The sequence below is a fragment of the Streptomyces sp. NPDC102514 genome, assembly GCF_055584525.1.
In genome coordinates, this window is record NZ_JBVJLW010000027.1 from 1 (window position 1) to 18,473 (window position 18,473).

Consider the following 18,473-nt stretch of genomic DNA (forward strand, 5'->3'; position numbering starts at 1 on the left):
ACCAGCGTGCTCTTCGCGATGCTCCGCGACGGCACCTTCTACGAACACCGACCCCCACGCCTCGCTTGGCCAAAGACATAGAGGCACCCCCCCCGGCAGGGGCGAGCGCACGCTAAGACTCCGGCGGCCGCCACCCGCGCAGAACCGTGTCGAACTGCGACCGGGCAGTCTCCCAGTCCTCCGCGGGCGCGGACATGTAGATCACGTACTCCACCCCGTCCCGGCCGAGATACGCCTGTTCGATGGCCCGCCGCGGCCCGGGAAACTCCGTGTCCTTGCCCAGCGCGGTCCAGGTGAATTCCCACAGCGCTCCAGGACGGTCGCGGAAGGTGTTGGACTCCAGCCCGACCTGCTGGTACTCGCTCAGCCGCCCCGATATCTGCTGTTCCAGATCGACGAGATGCCGGTACGGATTGTCGAAGTCCGGCGAGTCGTCCACGGCGATGCGGACGAAGTGCTCGCCGGCGTCGGGCGTGTAGTCGACCTGTGTGCCCTCGACCTGCCGCTTCCAGCCCTCGGGCAGGACGAGGCTGAAACCCCCGGGGTCGTCGACCCGCTCCCACCCGGCGGGTACGTCACCGGTCTGGGCCGCCTCGGTCTGCTTTCCGTCGCCCTCACCGCCCGAGCCCGAGGGGGACGGCGTCCTGGGAGACGAGGAGTGGTTGGAGGACTTCGACGCGTCGTCGTCCCCCCAGCCGTCCGCGAGCAGCATCGCCGCGACGCCACCGCCGCCGACGAGCGCCGCCGCCAGCACGACCGCGGCGACGGTACGGAACCGTCGCCGGCCGGGCCCGCCGGCCACCGCCGGCTGGTTCGCGGTGGCGACGGCCGGATCGGGAGCGGGCCGGCCGTGGCTGCCGTACGTGTCGCGGCCGTCCGGGCCGCCGTAGGGGCCCGGCGGATACCGGCCGTCCTGGGACCCGTTGAAGCCGTGCGACCCGTGGGCGACGGCGTGGGTGGCGTCCTCGGACCCGGGAGCGGCGGCGGCGGCGTGCCCGGGCCCGTACGCGCCCGGCAGTCCGTGGCCGTACGTTCCCCGGGGGTCCCGTGCGCCGTCCCCGTGCTGCGTCGGCACGTAGGCCTGCGCCGCGTCGGGTGCCCGCCCCTCCGCGGCCTCGGCGAGCATCTGCTCGGCCTCTTCGGGACCGGGCCGCTCGGCGGGGTCCTTGCGCAGCAGGGCGGTGATGACGGAGGTGAGCGGGCCCGCGTTCTCCGGGGCCTCGGGCTCCTCGCCGACGACGGCCTGCATGGTCGTCAGGGGTGTCGTCCGCCGGAACGGCGACCTGCCCTCGACGGCCGTGTAGAGCGTCGCGCCGAGCGCCCACAGGTCGGCGGACGGGCCCGGGTCCTGGCCGCGGATGCGTTCCGGCGCCAGGTAGTCGACCGACCCGACGATCTCGCCGGTACGGGTGATCGTCGTGTCGCCCTCGACCTGGGCGATCCCGAAGTCGGTGAGCAGCACGCGCCGGTCGTGGGAGAGCAGTACGTTGCCGGGTTTGACGTCGCGGTGCAGTACGCCGGCGGAGTGCGCGGCCCGCAGAGCGCGCAGGACCCACAGCCCGACCCGGGCCGCCTCCCTGGGCTCGATGCGTCCCGCGTCCTTGACGGCGTCGGCGAGCGAGCCGCCCTCGACCAGTTCCATGACGATCCACGGGCGGCCGTCGTGTTCCAGTACGTCGTGCACGGTGACGACGGCCGAGTGGTTGATGCGCGCGGCGGCCCTGGCCTCGGCCCGGGTTCTGGCGAGGAGGACGGCCTGCTCGCTCTCGGACACGTAGAGCGCGGCCGTCAGCTCCTTGATGGCTACGGAGCGGTGCAGCACTTCGTCGCGCGCACGCCATACCCGGCCCATGCCGCCACTGCCGATGGAGTCGGCGAGCCGGTAGCGGCCTGCGAGAAGCAGGCCCTGCATCTGATTCACGTTTCCCCGCAATGCTCTTGACAGGGTCAGACTAAGGACCGACACGCAGCCAGGGAACCGGCGGGGTCCTACGGAGACAGCACTGTGACGGTTCCCACGGGTATGAACGAACGGTTGCCGCCCGGTGATGGGGCGTTGGCGGCGAACCGATGTCACGGCCCCACAAGGCCCCTGACTGCACGGTGTGATGACGCCACATCAACCGGTGACCCGGTACGGCATCAACCAGTGATCTGGTACGTCGACGACGCCTGCTCGTAGAGCCGCGTCACCTCGTCCCGCTCGGCCTCCGGACCGCGCAGCTGCACCACGTGGTACTTCCCGCCGGCGATGATCACGAGGTTCCGTACGTAGACCTCGCTCCCCGTGGAGTCCTGCCAGGTGAACTGCCCCTCGGCCATGGCCCGTCCGCCCACGTCGATCCGCCGCATCCCGCTGGACGTGGCCCAGGTCGAGTCGCGGAACGGCTGCAACTCCCGCTCGTCCTCACGCTGGTAGGACATCGGGTCGCTGCCGAACTCCTCGGTCGTGTCGCGTCCGGGCACGACCAGCAGCTCGAACTTGCCGTGCGAGTAGACGACCTGACCGCGTCCGTTCTTGCCGGTCCGCTCCCAGCCGTTGGCGACCGCCACCCGGAACCCCGCCGAGTCCTTGCGCAGGGTGAAGCCCTGTGGAAGGTCGGGGCCGGTGGTCTGGGTCGTCGAACTGGACGAGCGCGTCGGACTCGGACTGCTCTTGCCGCTCGACGTCTTCTCGCCCTGCGGATCGGAGCTCGCGTTCCCGTCCGACCCCGCGCCGGTGTCCCCGGAGTGCCCGGGGGTGGGGGCGACGACGTCCCCCGCGGACCCGGTGCGCTCACCGCCGGACCCGGACTTGGGCATGAACGCCATGGCGTACGCGACGGCCGCGGCCATGACGAGCAGGATCAGCAGCAGCAGGGTCCGGCCGAGCCTGCGCGGCTTGGCCTCCTTGCCCTGCTTGCCCCGCTTGTGGCGGCCGTGCGGGGTGGTCGCGGGCAGACCCGCCCGACGCCTGCGGACCAGCTCGCCCCGACGGCGTACGACAGGGAGCCGGGTGGGGTCCACCGGCGGCGCCGCTATGACGAACGTGCCCGCCTCCGGCTCGGGCGCCGACCGCACCAGCGAGCGCAGCCAGCCCCGCAGTTCCTCGAAGTCCAGTCGCTCGGTGGGGTCCTGGCGCAGCAGCGACTCCACGACCGGCCGCAGCGGACCGCACTCCTCCGCGAACGCGGGCGGCTCCGCGCACACCAGTTGCACCAGCTCGGCGGTGCTCTCCTCGGGGTAGGGCGCATGGCCCTGTACGGCGCGGAAGAGCAGCGCGCCCAGCGCCCACAGGTCGGTGGCGGGCCCGATCGGCGCCGCCAGCTGCCAGTTCTCGTGCACGGGTCCGGCCTGCTCGGGCGCCCAGCGCTCGGTGACGGGTCCCACGACGGCCATCCGCGCCTGGCGGGCCCGTTCCGCCGCCAGCGCGGTCGCCGGGCCCCGCCGGGCGGCGGAGTTGGAGGCGAGCTGGCTCCACTGCGTGGGAGCCCCGCCCGTGCCGGGGTCCGCGCCCGCGTCCGTACCGGGGGCCGCGGAGGTGTGGTCGGCCGACGGCGCGTACCCGGCGCCGTACGCAGCGACCTCCGTCGCGCGGCCGTCGCCGGTCCCGGCGGCTCCGCCGGTCCCACCGTTGTTGCCATGGCCGCCGATGCGGCCGTCGGGGAGCGCGGGAGGCCGGACCTGTCCGGGGCTTCCGACGGCCGGGGCCCCGCTGCGCGGCGCCGCGCCGTGCCACGCGCCCGGCATCCCCGCTCCGCCCACCCCGTAAGGGTCGGCGATCTGTCCCGGCGGTGAGGTGTGCTCCGTCCCTTGGCCTGCTATCCGGCCCGAGATCGGCCCCGAGGCCTGACCGGCCTCCGTGTCGCTCCCACCGGGCAGCGACCGCGCGGCGGGCAACGCCGCGTTCCCGCCGCCCCGCTGCTCCTCCTGCACCCGGGCCGCCGCTCGCGCACCCGCGCGGTAGGCCGCGATGGCACCGGCCCGCGCGGCCCGTACGTCTCCGCCGGCCTCCAGCGCCCGCTGCGCCATCTCGGAGGCGTGCGCCTGCGACTGTGACTGCGTCCGGCTCTGTGCCTGGGTCTGGGACTGGGCATGCGCCTGCGGGACGGGCAGCGCGCCTGTGCCGCCGCCTCCGCGCACGGCCTCGACCGCTCCGCGACCGCCGTCCAGCCCGCGCGCTCCGGGCACCGCCTGTCCCACGGCGCGGCCAGGAGTACCGGACTGACCGAGCTGCCCGACCGTACCCCCGGCCCGGCCCACCTGCCCGGACGAACCGCCCGCACCCGCCTGACCGGCCTGACCCGCATGTCCTGCCTGGCCCACCTGGCCTGTCGGCCCGCCCGCCGTTCCGGGCGCACCCTGCCGGCCCGTGCCGCCTTCACCTTCGGCGGGCGGCACCGGGTCGTACCCGCACAGCGCCTCTTCCGCGGCCCCCGCGGCAAGGCCCGTGAGCATCACCCGGCCGTCGTCGCAGACGAGCACCGTGCGCTCGGTGATGTTCCGGTGCACCCATCCGTGCGCGTGCAGCACCCGCAGGGCGGTCAGCACGTCGGAGGCCACCTCGGCGGCCCGGTACGGGCTCAGCGGCCCGTCGGCGAGCAGCGCCGAGAGCTGCCGCGCGGGCACCAGCTCGCTCACTATCCACAGCGAGCCGCCCTCGGCGAACACGTCGAAGACCTGGTCGAGGCGGGGGTGGTCGGGTATCTGCGCCGCGGCCTGGGCGGCCTCGATCGCCCGTCGCACGGCGGGCTCGGTGGGCCGCCGTGTGGTCCGCGCGGACGACCGCCGCACCCCGCCGCCGCGCGTCCCGGCGTCCCGCGCCACGAACCCGTCGGGCAGCCCGTCCGCGTCGAGCACCTCCGCCTCGACGACCTCGGGCAACGGCACCTGCCGGACCAGGACTTCCTGTCCGCTGTAGGTGTCCCAGGCCCGGAACGACTCGGTCGGCTCGTACTCGTCCGTCGGCGGGAGCGGCAAGCGGTAGCGGTCGGCGAGCACCCGTCCCGCATAGTCCTCCACGATGCCTCCCCCGGCCGCCCGGTTGGTCAAATCCGTTCGCCATGCGTCCCGTTGTGGCTGCAGTTGTGCCTGCGTACGGTCCGCAACCACTCACGATACGTGCCGGAGGCAACCCATCATGAGGAGATACGAGATCTCAATTGACCCGTGACCCTCAGGACTTCGGTTCGAACGACTTTGTCAGCGTGCGCCACGTGTCCTTGCGAAGCCCGGTGTCCCACTTCGAGTCCTTCGCGGTGTACATGAGCGCATATCCCTGACTGTCATTGACGACGAAGCCGCGGTCTATGGACCGGTATTTCGTGCCGCCGTCCACGTAGGTGAATTCCCAGTCGGCCGTGTTCCAGCCGCGGTAGTCCACCTTCTCTATTCGGATCCGCTGATACTGCGACCGCTGCATGAACTGCTCTTGGTTCTTCCAGTCCGCCACCGGGTCGTCCTTGGGCGTCGTGGTCCAGCCGACCAGCAGCTTCTGTCCGTCGGGACCCGCGAACCGGGCGCCGGCCGCACTCGTGGACTGGTATTTCCAGCCCTTGGGCAGGCCGATCTCGAAGCCCTGTCCGTCCTTGTGCGTCGACTCGACCCCGCTGCCCGAACCGCTCTCGGAGTCGTCTTCCGACCCACCCGATCCGCCCGACTCCTCGGAAGCGCTCGCGCTCGGCGAACTCTCCTTCGTCGCGCCCCCGCCGGAGGAGTCCGTCTTGTCGTCGTCGTCCGAATCGGTGCCGCTGTTCTCGTCCTGTTTGGTGTCGCTTCCCGCGTTCGCGCCACTGGACGTCGACTTGTCGTCGCCGCCCTTGTTCCCCTTGGCGCCCGAACTGTCGTCGCCACCCAGCGTGACGGCGAGGATCGTGCCGAGCACGGCCAGCGCCACGACGACCGCGATGATCACCAGCGTCCGCCGGGACACCACATCGGTGAGCGGCGCCCTGGACGTGGTGCCCCGCGAGTACGCGGGCCCGGAATCGCCCGGACTTCCGCCCACCGCACTGGAGTTCAGTCCTGAAGCGGCAGCGTCCCGGTTCTTCGCGGAAGCGGGCACACCGGTACCCGCGGCGCCACCGGCGGCGGAACCGGACCGCGCGCCGGAAGCAGCACCTGCTCCGGAGGGCGGGGCGGCAGACGCGGGCGCGGCGGCCGACGCGACCCCCGCGGAAGCCAGGGCCGCCGCGGCGGCGGCCTTCTTCTTGCCGCCGCCCGAAGTCCCCTTCTTCGAGGGGCCCGAGGGCTTGTCCGAGGGCAGGTCCGGCAGCGGCACGACCTTCGTCGCGTCCACCGGCTCCGGCTCGTCCTTGGGCTCGGGCGTGTTGATGATGTCGGTGAGCAGCGCCCGTGCCCCGGCGTCGTCGAGCCGCTGTTCGGGGTCCTTGACGAGGAGCCCGTAGATGACGTTCTCCAGCGGGCCCGCGTTCTTCGGCTGCTCCACCGGCTCGGTCATCACCGCGGTGAGCGTCGCGATGGCGGATCCCTTGTCGTACGGGGGCACGCCCTCCACCGCCGCGTACAACAGGCCGCCCAGCGACCAGAGGTCGGCCGCGGGGCCCGGCTTGTGCCCGCGCGCCCGCTCCGGCGAGATGTACGAGGGCGCGCCGACGAGCATGCCGGTCGAGGTGATGGACGGGTCGCCCTCGACCTGGGCGATGCCGAAGTCCGTGAGCACGACCCGGCCGTCCTTGCCGATGAGCACGTTCGACGGCTTCACGTCGCGGTGCAGGATGCCCTCGCGGTGCGCCGAGCGCAGCACGTCGAGGATGGCGAGGCCCACCTCGGCCGCGCGCCTGGACGTGAGCAGCCCGTCCTCACGGATCACCTCGGCGAGGGACTTGCCCTCGACCAGTTCCATCACGATCCACGGCCGGTCGTCCTCGTCGACCACGTCGTAGACGGTCACCGCGCTGTTGTTCCGGATCCGCGCGATCGCCTTGGCCTCGCGGAAGGTCCGGGTGATCAGCCGGCGCTTCTCGTCCTCGTCGATGCGCGGCGGCAGCCGCAGTTCCTTCACGGCGACCGTGCGCCCGAGCGTCTCGTCCTCCGCCCGCCACACGGTGCCCATGCCGCCGCGGCCGAGGACCCCTCCCAGCCGGTACCGCCCGGCGAGGAGACGTCCATCATCGTCCTGACGGGATGCTCCCGACTGCTCCGCCTCCGACATGCGTCCCCTCATGCAACCCGCCCTGACAGAGCCTCCATTGTCACCCACCCGGACACCGTCCGATGCCCCGGGTGCCCCTCCTGGAGGCAACGCTTCCCCGAACCGCCCCTCATCCGTTCCCCACCTGCCCCTCGGCCGGGCTTCTCCCCCGTCATGAGCTGCGACAAGGAAGGATTTCGCTGCCACCGCCGGGGGTTCCGCCTCCTTCGACACCTTGAGGCCGGGTACCCACTTCGCCCGGGCGGAAGCCACCACGAAAGGCCCGGTCACGGACACGGCCGTGCACAAGGCCGCATACACGGCCGCTTCCGGCGGCGGGCACCTGCGGGACACCGGCCCCTGCCCGCCGCCGAGTTGGACCCCTGCGGCGGCTACTGCGGCTACAGCGGCACGATGTCCGGCGCTCCCAGCCGCGCCGCGTCGGCCGTCAGGTCGTCCGGCTGGCGCTGCGACTCCCGTTCCGCCTCGACGCGCTTCTGGTAGTGCTCGACCTCGCGCTCGATCTGGTCCTTGTCCCAGCCGAGCACCGGCGCCATCAGTTCGGCGGCCTCCCGGGCGCTGCGCGTGCCCCGGTCGAAGGTCTCGATCGAGATGCGCGTGCGCCGCGTGAGGACGTCGTCCAGATGCCGTGCGCCCTCGTGGGAGGCGGCGTAGACGATCTCGGCGCGCAGGTAGTCGTCGGCCGCCGGCAGCGGATCGCCCAGGGTCTGGTCGGCGGCGATGAGGTCGAGGACCTCCTCGGCGAGTGACCCGTACCGGTTCAGCAGGTGCTCCACGCGCACCACGTGCAGGCCGGTCCTGGCGGCGATCCGCGCTCGCGCGTTCCACAGGGCCCGGTAGCCCTCGGCGCCGACCAGCGGGATGTCCTCGGTGACGCACTCGGCGACCCGCTGGTCGAGGCCGTGCACCGCCTCGTCCACCGCGTCCTTGGCCATCACCCGGTACGTCGTGTACTTGCCGCCCGCCACGACCACGAGCCCGGGCGCCGGGTGGGCCACGGTGTGCTCGCGCGACAGCTTGCTCGTGGCCTCCGACTCACCGGCGAGCAGCGGCCGCAGTCCCGCGTACACGCCCTGTACGTCGTCGCGGGTCAGCGGGACCGCCAGTACCGCGTTCACATGCTCCAGGACGTAGTCGATGTCGGCGCTGGACGCCGCCGGGTGCGCCTTGTCGAGGTCCCACTCGGTGTCCGTGGTGCCCACGATCCAGTGCCGGCCCCAGGGGATCACGAACAGCACGGACTTCTCGGTGCGCAGGATCAGTCCGCTCGACGAGGTGATCCTGTCCTTCGGTACGACCAGATGGATGCCTTTGGAGGCCCGGACGTGGAACTGGCCCCGCTCCCCGACCATCGCCTGGGTGTCGTCCGTCCACACGCCGGTGGCGTTCACGATCTGTTTGGCGCGGATCTCGTACTCCCCGCCGCCCTCGACGTCCTGCACCTTGGCACCGACGACCCGTTCGCCCTCGCGCAGGAAGCCGGTCACCCGCGCGCGGTTGGCGACCTTCGCGCCGTACGCGGCCGAGGTGCGCACCAGGGTCGCCACATAGCGGGCGTCGTCCATCTGCGCGTCGTAGTACTGCAGCGCCCCGACCAGGGCGTCCTTCTTCAGCGCGGGGGCCACGCGCAGCGCGTGCCGCCGTGAGAGGTGCCGGTGCACGGGCAGTCCGCGGCCGTGGCCGCGCGCCATCGACATCGCGTCGTAGAGCGCGACGCCCGATCCGGCGTAGAGCCGCTCCCAGCCCTTGTGCTGCAAGGGGTACAGGAACGGCACGGGCTTCACGAGATGCGGTGCGAGCCGCTCAAGGAGCAGCCCGCGCTCCTTCAGCGCCTCCCGTACGAGCGCGAAGTCGAGCATCTCCAGATAGCGCAGGCCGCCGTGGATCAGCTTGCTCGACCGGCTCGATGTGCCCGACGCCCAGTCACGCGCCTCGACCAGTCCGGTGGACAGGCCGCGGGTCACGGCGTCCAACGCGGTGCCCGCGCCCACCACGCCCGCTCCTACGACGAGCACGTCCAGTTCGTGCTCGGCCATCGCCGCGAGTGACCCGGCGCGCTCCGCCGGTCCCAGTGTCGCTGTCCGCACAGTTGCCTCCAGCTGTCTGTCGCGCCGGGCTCACCCGTACGGCGAGGCCCTGCTCACATCCCCCATGCCCAAATTCTGACCGTGATGCCCGCCATCGGCCACTACCGGCGGTCCGCCTGTGGACAACTCTCGGTGCCCGGCCCGGCGACTTCCGGAAAAACACAACCGAGCAATCCCGCAAATCGGTCATATTTACTCCTAGTCTGACATTGCGCTCGCCCGTTCTGTCCACAGGGCTTGCGCCCTCACCCCACTCCGGCTACTGCCACTCCGGCTACAGGGAAGGACGGCCCACCGCCATGCCCGCAGACCTCGCCGTCATCGGCCTCGGCCAGCTCGGCCTGCCCCTGGCCCGGGCCGCCGCCACCACCGGTATCCCCACCCTCGGCTACGAGTGCGGCGACCCGGCGCCGCTGGCCGCGGCCGACCTGCGCCGGATGCTGTCCACGGGATTCCGGCGGGCCACGGACCCGGCCGAGCTGGGCCGCGTACGCACCGCCGTCATCTGCGCTCCGACCCCGCGCGGCGCGGACGGGACGCTCGACCTGGGACAGGTGGCCTCCGCCGCCCGCACCCTGGCCGCGCATCTGCGCCCGCACACCACGGTGATCCTGGAGTCCCCCGTGTACCCGGGGACGACCGAGGAATTCCTCCGGCCGCTCCTGGAGGAGGGCTCGGGGCTGCGGGCGGGCCGCGACTTCCACCTCGCGTACTCACCCAGTCGGGTGGACCCGGGCAACCGCGACCACGGCCCCGCCAACACCCCGAAGGTCATCGGCGGACTCACCCCGGCCTGCACGGAGTCGGCCGCCGCGTTCTACGGCCGGCTCACCGACAAGGTCGTACGCGCGCGCGGACCCCGCGAGGCGGAGACCGTGCAGCTCCTGGAGACCAACTACCGGCACGTCAACATCGCCCTGGTCAACGAGATGGCCGTCCTCTGCCACGACCTCGGCGTCGACCTGTGGGACGTCATCCGCTGCGCCGAGACCAAGCCGTTCGGCTTCCAGGCCTTCCGCCCGGGCCCCGGAGTGGGCGGCCACGCCGTCCCGCGCGACCTGGCGGGCCCGCGGACCCGCTCCCTGCGCATGGTCGAACTGGCCCAGCAGGTCAACGACCACATGCCCCGGTACGTCATCCAGCGCGCGGCCACGCTCCTCAACGAACACGGCAAGTCGGCCCGCGGCGCGCGCGTGCTGCTCCTCGGCGTCACCTACAAGGCCGACCACGCCGACCAGCAGGGCTCACCCGCCCAGGAGATCGCGACCCGCCTGATGGAACTGGGCGCCGCCGTCAGCTACCACGACCCGCACGTCCCGTCCTGGTCCATCCTCGACCGCCCGGTCCCCCGGGTGGACTCCCTGTACGAGGCGGCAGCCGACGCGGACCTGACGATCCTGCTCCAGCAACACCGCACCTACGACCTGCAAGGCCTCTCGGTGAAGGCCCAGCTCCTCCTGGACACCCGGGGAGCGACTCCTACGGGGGCGGCGCACAGGTTGTGAAAGGGGGCGCGGGACACCTCCGAAGCCCCGGCCGCTGGTGGCGAACGACACCCACCGCCGGTACCGTACGGAAATGGGTGGAGCCCACCGCAGGGGTCACTGCGGCAGGCTCCTAGATGGGTTACGGAGTGTCCGCCCCTAGTTGTGCTGGGGGCGACCGCTCACCATCCTGGAATCCACAGGATCCACCTCCCGCGGTGCCGTGCCGTTCGTCGGCCGTATCCGGTACCGTGCAAAATAAGGTGGAGCCCACCGCAGGGGGTAACTGCGGCAGGCTCCTAGATGGGTTACGGAGTGTCCGCCCCTAGTTGTTGTGGGGGCGGCCGCTCACCATCCGAAAATCCGCAGAATCCACCTCCTCCGGCACTTCACCGTCCACAGACGGATCCGGTCCCAGCGGGTGGGCTTGCGGTGGCGGCCCATGGGCGGCCCCCTTCCACGACGCCACCCAGAGACCCGGTAGGCGGCTCGGCTGGAACTCGGGCCGGGCCCCGAGGGCCGGGGTCCGGAACGATGTCCTTGGAAGGGGGCGCCCACACAACTGGAGCGCCGAACACGGACGTTATCGCCTCGACACGGCCGTTTCCCGCCCATTCGGCGCAAAGGCAACCGTGCGCCCCCTGAACGCGAAACGCGCCCCACCAGGGCCGTTCGGATGCGCGGGCACGCGAAAGGGCCCGGTCACTCACCCTTGTGAGTGACCGGGCCCCTCGTCGTTCGTCGGCTCAGGCCGAGCGCGGCGTCGCGTCAGCGCTTGTGCTGCGAGTCCGCCACCGTGACCTCGACGCGCTGGAACTCCTTCAGTTCGCTGTAGCCGGTCGTGGCCATCGCGCGGCGCAGGGCGCCGAAGAAGTTCATGGAGCCGTCGGGGGTGTGCGAGGGGCCCAGCAGGACCTCCTCGATGGTGCCGACGGTGCCGAGGTCGACCTTCTTGCCGCGCGGCAGCTCCTCGTTGACGGCCTCCATGCCCCAGTGGTGGCCGCGGCCGGGCGCGTCCGTCGCGCGGGCGAGCGGGGAGCCCATCATCACCGAGTCGGCGCCGCAGGCGATCGCCTTGGGCAGGTCGCCGGACCAGCCGACCCCGCCGTCCGCGATCACGTGCACGTACCGGCCGCCGGACTCGTCCATGTAGTCGCGGCGGGCGGCGGCCACATCCGCGACGGCGGTGGCCATCGGGACCTGGATGCCGAGCACGTTGCGCGTGGTGTGCGCGGCGCCGCCGCCGAAGCCCACCAGGACACCGGCCGCGCCGGTACGCATCAGGTGCAGCGCCGCCGTGTACGTGGCGCAGCCGCCGACGATGACCGGGACGTCCAGCTCGTAGATGAACTGCTTCAGGTTCAGCGGCTCGGAGGCGCCGGAGACGTGCTCCGCCGAGACCGTCGTACCGCGGATGACGAAGATGTCGACGCCCGCGTCCACCACGGCCTTGGAGAACTGCGCGGTGCGCTGCGGCGAGAGCGCGGCGGCGGTGACCACGCCCGAGTCGCGCACCTCCTTGATGCGCAGCCCGATCAGCTCCTCCTTGATGGGAGCCGCGTAGATCTCCTGGAGGCGGCGGGTGGCGGTCTCCGCGTCCAGCTCCACGATCTCGTCGAGGAGCGACTGCGGGTCCTCGTGCCGCGTCCACAGGCCTTCGAGGTTGAGGACGCCGAGACCGCCCAGCTCCCCGATGCGGATGGCGGTCGCCGGGGAGACCACCGAGTCCATGGGAGCCGCCAGGAACGGCAGCTCGAAGCGGTAGGCGTCGATCTGCCAGGCGATCGAGACCTCCTTCGGGTCGCGCGTACGGCGGCTCGGGACGACGGCGATGTCGTCGAAGGCGTACGCCCGGCGGCCGCGCTTGCCGCGCCCGATCTCGATCTCAGTCACGTGTGTGGCCTTTCCCTCTTCGGTTCTGCGCGTTCCAGTATCCCCGACACATACGGCGAGGGCGGTCCCGGAGTCTCCGAGACCGCCCTCGAACGGGTTGCTGCTACTGGCCGCGGCTGTAGTTCGGTGCCTCGACCGTCATCTGGATGTCGTGCGGGTGGCTCTCCTTGAGGCCCGCCGACGTGATCCGTACGAAGCGGCCCTTGGTCTCCATCTCGTCGATGGACGCGGCGCCGACGTAGCCCATGGTCTGGCGCAGCCCGCCGACGAGCTGGTGCAGCACGTTCCCGAGGGGGCCGCGGTAGGGCACCTGGCCCTCGATGCCCTCGGGGACGAGCTTGTCGTCGGAGGCCACCTCCGCCTGGAAGTAGCGGTCCTTCGAGTACGACTTGCCCTGGCCGCGGGACTGCATGGCACCGAGCGAGCCCATGCCGCGGTACGACTTGAACTGCTTGCCGTTGATGAAGAGCAGTTCGCCGGGCGACTCCTCGCAGCCGGCGAGGAGGCTGCCGAGCATCACCGTGTCGGCACCGGCGGCCAGCGCCTTTCCGATGTCTCCGGAGTACTGCAGTCCGCCGTCCCCGATCACCGGGACACCGGCGGCGCGGGCCGCGAGGGCCGCTTCGTAGATGGCGGTGACCTGCGGTACGCCGATACCGGCGACCACGCGGGTCGTACAGATGGAGCCGGGGCCCACACCCACCTTGACGCCGTCGACACCGGCGTCGATCAGCGCCTGGGCGCCGTCGCGGGTGGCCACGTTGCCGCCGATCACGTCGACGCCGACGCTCGACTTGATCTTCGCCATCCAGTTGAGGGCGTTGCTGTTGTGCCCGTGCGAGGTGTCGACGATCAGGAAGTCCACCCCGGCCTCGGCGAGTGCCTGGGCCCGCTCAAGTGCCTCGGGGCTCGCGCCCACGGCGGCGCCCACGAGGAGGCGGCCCTCGGCGTCCTTCGCCGCGTTCGGGTACTTCTCCGCCTTGACGAAGTCCTTGACCGTGATGAGGCCCTTGAGGATGCCCGCGTCGTCGACCAGCGGAAGCTTCTCGATCTTGTGGCGGCGCAGCAGCTCCATGGCGTCGGTCCCGGAGATGCCGACCTTGCCGGTGACGAGCGGCATCGGGGTCATGACCTCGCGCACCTGACGGGAGCGGTCGGTCTCGAAGGCCATGTCGCGGTTGGTGACGATGCCGAGCAGCTTGCCGTTGCCGTCGGTGACGGGGACACCGCTGATGCGGAACTTGGCGCACAGCGCGTCGGCCTCGCCCAGCGTCGCGTCCGGGTGCACCGTGATCGGGTCGGTGACCATGCCGGACTCGGAGCGCTTCACGAGGTCGACCTGGTTGACCTGGTCCTCGATGGAGAGGTTCCGGTGCAGTACGCCGACGCCGCCCTGGCGGGCCATGGCGATCGCCATCCGGGACTCGGTGACCTTGTCCATGGCCGCCGAGAGCAGCGGGATGTTCACGCGTACGTTGCGGGAGATGCGGGACGAGGTGTCGACCGCGTTGGGCAGCACTTCCGATGCGCCCGGCAGCAGCAGCACGTCGTCGTAGGTCAGCCCGAGCGTCGCGAATTTCTCGGGCACTCCGTCGACGTTTGCAGTCATGACACCTTCCCCAAATGGCCTTGATCGGTGCGGATGTCCATGCTAACGGGAAGCATGGCTCTCTCATTCCACGGTTGCGGCCGCCCCCGGGCCTCGTAGGTTCCTACGGGCCGGGCGACCACCCCGTTCAGCGCGGTGCCGCACACCGGTGCCGGCCGGCGCACGTGAACACGTACCGCCGGGGAATCCGCCCCCGCTTCAAGCCGCACGCCCCGGATCCGCGACGCGGACCGCCGGCCGCCGACCGTGGGGCGAGCCGCGCCCGGAGGAAGAACGCCTACTGCTCGGCGAGGGCCCGCAGGCGGCTGAGCGCCCGGTGCTGGGCGACCCGGACCGCGCCGGGTGACATTCCCAACATCTGTCCGGTCTCCTCGGCCGTGAGGCCCACCGCGATGCGCAGCAGGAGAAGTTCCCGCTGGTTCTCGGGGAGGTTGGCCATGAGCTTCTTCGCCCACTCGGCGTCGCTGCTGAGGAGGGCTCGCTCCTCGGGGCCGAGCGAGTCGTCCGGCCGCTCGGGCATCTCGTCCGACGGCACGGCCGTCGAACCGGGATGCCGCATCGCGGCCCGCTGCAGGTCGGCCACCTTGTGACCGGCGATGGCGAAGACGAAGGCTTCGAAGGGGCGCCCGGTGTCCTTGTAGCGCGGCAGTGCGAGCAGCACCGCCACGCAGACCTCCTGCGCCAGGTCCTCCACGAAGTGCCGCGCGTCGCCCGGAAGTCGGGACAGCCGCGTACGGCAGTAGCGGATGGCGAGCGGGTGGACATGGGCGAGGAGGTCGTGCGTGGCCTGCTCGTCGCCGTCGACCGCACGATGGACGAGCGCACCAATCACCCCATGGGCATTAGCCGCCTCGTCGTCACGCATCGGTCCATGGTGCCTTGGCGTCGTTCGTTCCGTGGCACCGCGTCCGTAGTTGTGCACCGAAGCGTTATGAGCAGGTGCGCCGGAACTCATCTCCTGCGCCCTCCCCTCCCGCTCGACCGACTTGTTCCCGAGGAACTCCACACCTCAAGGATGCGGCATCCGCCGGGAAACGGGGATCGGGTGCCCGAACGGCGTCATTCGATCCCCTGTCGGGCCCGGCCCCGCCCGCCTTTCGGCAGGCGGGGAAACCCGTACCCCCGCGGCGGTCCACCTAACGGACCAGGCCCCATCGGAATCCGAGCGCCACCGCGTGCGCGCGGTCCGAGGCGCCGAGCTTCTTGAAGAGCCGGCGGGCGTGCGTCTTGACCGTGTCCTCGGAGAGGAACAGCTCACGGCCGATCTCCGCGTTCGACCGGCCGTGGCTCATGCCCTCCAGGACCTGGATCTCACGCGCGGTGAGCGTCGGCGCCGCACCCATCTCGGCCGACCGCAGTCTGCGCGGCGCGAGCCGCCAGGTCGGGTCGGCGAGGGCCTGGGTGACGGTCGCCCGCAGCTCCGCGCGGGAGGCGTCCTTGTGGAGATAGCCGCGGGCACCGGCGGCGACCGCGAGTGCGACACCGTCCAGGTCCTCGGCCACGGTGAGCATGATGATGCGCGCACCGGGGTCGGCGGACAGCAGCCGCCGGACCGTCTCCACGCCGCCCAGACCGGGCATGCGTACGTCCATCAGAATCAGGTCCGAACGGTCGGCACCCCAGCGGCGGAGGACTTCCTCGCCGTTGGCCGCCGTGGTCACGCGCTCTACGCCGGGCACGGTCGCCACCGCACGGCGGAGCGCCTCTCGGGCAAGCGGGGAGTCGTCGCAGACGAGGACGGATGTCATGGCCGTCCTCCGCAGCTGATGCGCGTCACCTTGGGCCTCCAGGCTGGTACGAAATCGTCACCTGTGCGGTCGACCGACTCGGACGCTTGCCCGAGCGTTTGTTCCTTCAACCGCCTCGCACACTCAACGACGGTCACTCGAAAGAGTTACGGGGCGGTGAGCCACGTTCGGCACTCTACGTGAGGGCGCGGACACGGTGCAGACACGTGCGGCAGACCCTCAAGGTTTCATCACAAGCTATGCCCCATTCAGCCGCTTTTCGTTCCATTTACTGGTGTCTGGGGCTAGATTCGCAATGAGTCATATTTTCATCTCCTTAGATCGTAGATGTACGGTGATGGGCACGTAACCGACCAAAACGGCTACAAGGGGACAAAGCAATGGCAGATTTCTCCCGCCTTCCCGGACCGAACGCGGATCTGTGGGACTGGCAGCTCCTCGCGGCATGCCGCGGGGTCGACAGCTCGCTCTTCTTCCACCCCGAGGGCGAGCGCGGTGCGGCACGGAGCGCCCGTGAGAACTCGGCCAAAGAGGTCTGCATGCGGTGCCCGGTGCGAGCGGAGTGCGCTGCGCACGCGCTGGCGGTGCGCGAGCCGTACGGCGTGTGGGGCGGCCTGACCGAGGACGAGCGCGAGGAACTCATGGGACGGGCGCGCAACCGCCTGGTCTCGGCGTCGAGCGGGGGCGACCCGTCACACCACTGAAGGAACGTTTTTCCGAACCGACACGCGCGCGTGTGCCCCTTCTTCACGTCCCCCGGGGCATACCCCGCGCCTCCTAGGACGAGGACCCCGCGAGACCGGACCCCGTGGAGCCCGGTTCAGCGGGCGGCGGCCCTGGCCAACTGGTCCAGGGTGGCCGCCACGGCGGGCACCTGGGCCAGATCCGGCAGCGTGAGCGCGACGATCTCCCGTCGCACCGCGGGCTCCACCGTCACTGTGCGTGCACCTTTGGGGCGTACGGATTCGATGGCCAGTTCGGGCAGGACCGCGACCCCGAGCCCCGCCCCGACCAGACCGACCACCGCCGGATAGTCGTCGGTCGCGAAGTCGATGCGCGGGGTGAAGCCCGCGCTCTCACAGACCTCGACCAGCTGGGCCCGGCAGCGCGGGCAGCCGGCGATCCACGGCTCGTCGGCGAGGTCGCCTATGGCGACCGTGCCCGCCCGGGCCAGGCGGTGCCCCTCGGGGACCAGACCGACGAGCCGGTCCGTGAGCAGCGGCCGGATCACCAGGTCGTCCCACTCGTCCGGGCCCGCCGCGCCCACCCCTCCCGGGGCGCCCGCCGCGCCCTCGTAACGGAAGGCGAGTGTCACGTCGCAGTCGCCCTCGCGCAGCATCTCCACGGAGCGCGGCGGTTCGGCCTCCTCCAGGGAGACCCGGGTGCCGGGGTGGGCGGCACGCAGGGCGGCAAGCGCGGTCGGTACGAGCGTGGAACTTCCGCTGGGGAACGAGACCAGGCGCACCCGGCCCGCGCGCAGCCCCGCGATCGCGGCGACCTCCTCCTCGGCGGCCGTCAGACCGGCGATGATGCCCGCCGCGTGCCGCACGAGGGCCTCGCCGGCCTGGGTCAGCCGCATCTCACGGCCGGTGCGGATGAGCAGCGGTGTGCCGACGGAGGCTTCGAGTGCCTTCATCTGCTGGCTGACGGCGGGCTGGGTGCAGCCCAGTTCGCGCCCCGCCGCCGAGAAGGAGCCGGTGGCGGAGACGGCACGCAGGACACGCAGATGACGGGCCTCGATCACCCTTCGAGCATAAGCGAATCTTGGATACGGCGAGGAATATCGCGTCGACGCTTTTGGCCCGGATCGCCTAGCGTGCCTTCATGAAGCTTCTGTCTCTGAATCTGGGGCGGCCCGAGGCCGTCGACTACACGGACCAGGCCGAGGGCGTGACCGGGATCGACAAGCGGCCGGTGGACGGGCCGGTCCGGGTCGCCGCGCCCGGGCCGAAGGGCGTCGGCGGGAGCGGTCTCGCCGGGGACGCGGTGTGCGAGCTGCGGCACCACGGCGGCGACGACCAGGCGGTGTACGCCTTCGCGCGCGAGGACCTCGACGACTGGGAACGCGAGCTGGGGCGCCCGCTGTCCAGCGGGATGTTCGGGGAGAACCTCACGACGGAGGGTCTCGACGTGTCCGGGGCGAAGATCGGGGAGCGCTGGCGCATCGGCTCCGAGGTCGTGCTCGAAGTGACGTCCGGGCGCGTCCCCTGCCTCACCTTCCAGGGCCACCTGGGCGAGAAGGGCTGGGTCAGGCGGTTCACGCAGAAGGGGGTGTCCGGCGCATATCTGCGGGTGATCGAGCCCGGGGAGATACGGGCGGGCGATCCGATCGAGATCGTGCACCGGCCGGACCACGAGGTCACCGCCGCCCTCCAGTTCCGCGCGGTCACCCTCGAACGGACGTTGCTGCCGCGGGTGCTGGCGGCGGGCGACGCCCTGCACCCGGAGGCACGGGAGAAGGCGCTGAGGTACGTCGAGAAGTACGGCGGTCACTAACCT

Annotated in this window: 12 protein-coding genes; 3 read left to right on the forward strand and 9 right to left on the reverse strand. The window is 71.4% G+C overall.

All coding sequences use genetic code 11. The features are described from left to right. Nucleotides 1–112: 112 nt before the first annotated feature. The 4 genes from ACZ60E_RS41635 to ACZ60E_RS41650 form a co-directional block, all read right to left on the reverse strand. Entirely contained in the window at nucleotides 113–1,912 is a 1,800-nt protein-coding gene (locus ACZ60E_RS41635; protein WP_469447411.1) for a serine/threonine-protein kinase, read from the reverse strand. Nucleotides 1,913–2,142: 230 nt separating this feature from the next. Beyond that, nucleotides 2,143–5,001: a protein kinase domain-containing protein gene (locus ACZ60E_RS41640; protein WP_469447413.1), complete on the reverse strand. Its 2,859-nt coding sequence runs from the start codon at nucleotides 4,999–5,001 to the stop codon at nucleotides 2,143–2,145. A 154-nt stretch (nucleotides 5,002–5,155) separates the two neighbouring features. Then, nucleotides 5,156–7,153: a serine/threonine-protein kinase gene (locus ACZ60E_RS41645; RefSeq protein WP_469447415.1), complete on the reverse strand. Its 1,998-nt coding sequence runs from the start codon at nucleotides 7,151–7,153 to the stop codon at nucleotides 5,156–5,158. Nucleotides 7,154–7,533: 380 nt separating this feature from the next. Beyond that, on the reverse strand, nucleotides 7,534–9,240 hold the full coding sequence (locus ACZ60E_RS41650; RefSeq protein ID WP_384813016.1) for a glycerol-3-phosphate dehydrogenase/oxidase: 1,707 nt from the start codon (nucleotides 9,238–9,240) through the stop codon (nucleotides 7,534–7,536). Between the two features lie 299 nt (nucleotides 9,241–9,539). Between ACZ60E_RS41650 and ACZ60E_RS41655 the strand changes: the two genes are divergently transcribed. Then, on the forward strand, nucleotides 9,540–10,745 hold the full coding sequence (locus ACZ60E_RS41655) for a nucleotide sugar dehydrogenase (RefSeq protein ID WP_107015690.1): 1,206 nt from the start codon (nucleotides 9,540–9,542) through the stop codon (nucleotides 10,743–10,745). Nucleotides 10,746–11,492: 747 nt separating this feature from the next. On the opposite strand, the gene ACZ60E_RS41660 is transcribed toward ACZ60E_RS41655, so the two are convergent. From ACZ60E_RS41660 to ACZ60E_RS41675, 4 genes are all read right to left on the reverse strand, one after another. Continuing rightward, nucleotides 11,493–12,617, reverse strand: a complete 1,125-nt coding sequence (locus tag ACZ60E_RS41660) for a GuaB3 family IMP dehydrogenase-related protein (RefSeq protein ID WP_107015689.1) — start codon at nucleotides 12,615–12,617, stop codon at nucleotides 11,493–11,495. A gap of 103 nt (nucleotides 12,618–12,720) precedes the next feature. Continuing rightward, nucleotides 12,721–14,226: an IMP dehydrogenase gene (gene guaB / locus ACZ60E_RS41665; protein ID WP_189769698.1), complete on the reverse strand. Its 1,506-nt coding sequence runs from the start codon at nucleotides 14,224–14,226 to the stop codon at nucleotides 12,721–12,723. A 277-nt stretch (nucleotides 14,227–14,503) separates the two neighbouring features. Continuing rightward, nucleotides 14,504–15,091 carry a sigma-70 family RNA polymerase sigma factor gene (locus ACZ60E_RS41670; RefSeq protein WP_384813020.1) on the reverse strand — a complete coding sequence of 196 codons (588 nt, stop codon included), beginning with the start codon at nucleotides 15,089–15,091 and terminating at the stop codon, nucleotides 14,504–14,506. Between the two features lie 271 nt (nucleotides 15,092–15,362). Next, nucleotides 15,363–15,974: a response regulator transcription factor gene (locus ACZ60E_RS41675; protein WP_003948568.1), complete on the reverse strand. Its 612-nt coding sequence runs from the start codon at nucleotides 15,972–15,974 to the stop codon at nucleotides 15,363–15,365. A 380-nt stretch (nucleotides 15,975–16,354) separates the two neighbouring features. Here ACZ60E_RS41675 and ACZ60E_RS41680 point away from each other — a divergent pair, with 380 nt between their 5' ends. Then, a complete protein-coding gene (locus tag ACZ60E_RS41680; RefSeq protein ID WP_107015686.1) occupies nucleotides 16,355–16,678 on the forward strand; it encodes a WhiB family transcriptional regulator in 324 nt (107 codons plus the stop codon). A gap of 116 nt (nucleotides 16,679–16,794) precedes the next feature. Here ACZ60E_RS41680 and ACZ60E_RS41685 read toward each other — a convergent pair whose 3' ends face one another. Continuing rightward, on the reverse strand, nucleotides 16,795–17,718 hold the full coding sequence (locus ACZ60E_RS41685) for a LysR family transcriptional regulator (protein WP_469447417.1): 924 nt from the start codon (nucleotides 17,716–17,718) through the stop codon (nucleotides 16,795–16,797). 80 nt (nucleotides 17,719–17,798) lie between these two features. On the opposite strand from ACZ60E_RS41685, the gene ACZ60E_RS41690 reads away from it, so the two are divergent. Beyond that, a complete protein-coding gene (locus tag ACZ60E_RS41690) occupies nucleotides 17,799–18,470 on the forward strand; it encodes an MOSC domain-containing protein (RefSeq protein WP_384813026.1) in 672 nt (223 codons plus the stop codon). The last annotated feature ends 3 nt before the right edge of the window (nucleotides 18,471–18,473 follow it).